Here is a 1,137-nt window from a genome sequence, read left to right as displayed (position 1 = left end):
GCAGGCGGCCGGGGCGGCGGACGGCGGCCGGCCCGCGGTGCGGCTGCGCTGGCTGGGCAACAACGGCTGGGAGATCCGCATCGGCTCGGGGGCCCGGGCGGCCACCGTGCTCATCGACCCGTGGCTGACCCGGTTCCGCACCGGCACCTACACCGAGCCCGGCGCCGATCCCCGGACCCCGATCACCGTGGACACCGCGCTGCTGGACCGGCACCGGCTCCGCGCCGACCAGATCCTGGTGACGCACGGCCACTACGACCACCTGCCGGACGTGCCGCACCTGGCGGAGCGCACCGGCGCCACCGTCTTCGGCACCGAGAGCCACGTCAACATGCTGCGTGCCCTGGGCGCGCCGCAGGACCAGCTCTCACCGGTGAGCGGTGGGGAGCACCTCCAGTTCGACGGCTACACCGTGCGTGTCCTGCGCTCCCTGCACTCCATGGTCGGTGAACACCCGCGGGTGCCGTACCCCGGCACCCGGCCGGGCGGTGTACCGCCCCGCCCGCAGGTCATCTCCGACCTGGTGGAGGGCGGCACGCTCGCCTACTGCGTGACGCTGGCGAACGGTTTCAGCATCGTCGACTTCGGCGGCTCCAACTTCGACGAGGCGGCGCTCGCCGGGGTGCGCGCCGACGTGGTGATGATCCAGCCCGGCGGCGCCAGCGTGCACGCCTACGTGCCGCGACTGCTGCGGGCACTGGGCGATCCGGAGTGGGTGCTGCCGACGCACTGGGACGACTTCGACCACCCGCTGGGGCGGGCCCGCGACTGGGGCGGCCTCGACGCGTTGCGCGAAGCGGTCCGCGACGCGTCACCCCGCAGCCGGTTCGTGCCGTTGGAGCACCTGGGCACGTTCACGCCCTGACGGACCGCTGCCGCCACCCGCGCCCGTCGACGACGACCGGAGGTGCGCGCGTCGGTCCGCCGCGAGCCGTGCTCCTGCCCGGCCGGGCACCAGGGCCGGCTTCGGCCCCTGCGCGGCTCACATGCCGGGCAGGGTGTCCTGCTCGACCTCGAACGCCGGGAGCCGCGGGGCGGAGCGCAGCCGCAACTTGCGCCGGCAGTCGGCTCCCAGACCCCAGCGTTTGGCGGTGTGTGACGACCCCGGTGATCGACATCGCCACCCCCGACCAGTCC

At 74.6% G+C, this 1,137-nt stretch carries 1 protein-coding gene; it reads left to right on the top strand.

The window, feature by feature from the left end; all coding sequences use genetic code 11:
* A partial coding sequence (locus ACYVE9_RS27760) for an MBL fold metallo-hydrolase (protein WP_461030647.1) occupies positions 1-865 on the top strand: 865 nt, incomplete at its 5' end.
* Between the last annotated feature and the right edge of the window lie 272 nt (positions 866-1,137).

This window comes from Streptomyces sparsus, from assembly GCF_054776295.1.
The sequence above is the reverse complement of the archived record's forward strand: the minus strand, read 5'-3'. Positions and strand labels throughout refer to the sequence as shown.